Annotated in this window: 1 protein-coding gene; it reads right to left on the reverse strand. The window is 40.6% G+C overall.

All coding sequences use genetic code 11. The features are described from left to right. Window positions 1-754: 754 nt before the first annotated feature. Window positions 755-928: a hypothetical protein gene (locus G614_RS31610; RefSeq protein ID WP_155245153.1), complete on the reverse strand. Its 174-nt coding sequence runs from the start codon at window positions 926-928 to the stop codon at window positions 755-757. Window positions 929-1133 lie beyond the last annotated feature (205 nt).

Raw genomic sequence — 1133 nt, forward strand, 5'->3', positions numbered from 1 at the left:
GCAGGTATTCCAAGCTCATTGAGCCGATGTGGAACAAAGGCATTTCTCCCCAAATCAGGCAATATAGCCAGGGTCGAAAAGTGTGCAGGTTAAAGAGGTTGTACTGGAAAACGCATAACCTTAGGGGACATCGCCCGTCAAAGCCGGGCGAATATATTTCATAATACAAAACGGCCAAATTTAGAAAACTTTTGAATTCATCCTTCATCACCAAAGCATGCAATTCTCTTGCTGTAAGGGTGTTAATCCTGCAAGTTACTCATATTATCCATATAAAATATCCCTCCATTAATTTTAATTCCATGGAATATTAACTGGTTTCGTTACTCCATGTTCTACCAAACCCGCAATAGCTTTCTCAACGATAGCGAAACTGCTTCATATCGTATGGAATGTCGATATCTCCATTTGTCCTGTATAGTTCCTTCTGCTAAGATTGCGATACCTGCAGGGGTTATCTCTATCTGCCCTGATACGCCAGCGGCTGCTAATATTCCGAACCCGCCGAGTGTCAGATGGAATCCTCCATACACACTTGCCAAATCCCCTATCAGCCGACCTATTTCGAAAGCCAGAGTGTTACTTGATAAGTCACGCATGAAGTCCATGAAGCTGATACAGATGCCAGCGACTCGTTACAGCCTCCGGCCTGGGATGCCCTCTGGAGGCCTCCTAACTATCATGAGGCTGGATAATTCAAGTCATCCAGCCTTACAAATAGTCGCTTTATGCGATATAAATGTTGTATTATGTATTAAGATGAAGCTATAAATACAATACAACAACCTATAAGTGCCCCAATAAAAGAAAATTTAATAATCTGTTTGGTCAGTTCATGCCCTCTCATTGCAACACCTGCAAGTATTCCTACTACAAAGGCTATATACATTAAAACATAATATAGCAAGGTGTTCAAAATTTTTATCATTATATTACTTTTCTCCTTTAACGTATTGGCTCACTTCTGTTTGACAGCAATTCTACATTTTTCCAATAGATATTCCTCCTAATACATAGACTTAGTTATTAAGAATAAAAAATCTGAACATCTACGCGTATCTGGAGACCGTACTGCTCTATATGCCGGACTACAAAGATGAGCCCGAAGGTATAGAAGAGCTGATGCCCTGGTC

This window comes from [Clostridium] clostridioforme AGR2157 (assembly GCF_000424325.1).
GTDB classification, from domain to species: domain Bacteria; phylum Bacillota; class Clostridia; order Lachnospirales; family Lachnospiraceae; genus Enterocloster; species Enterocloster clostridioformis_A.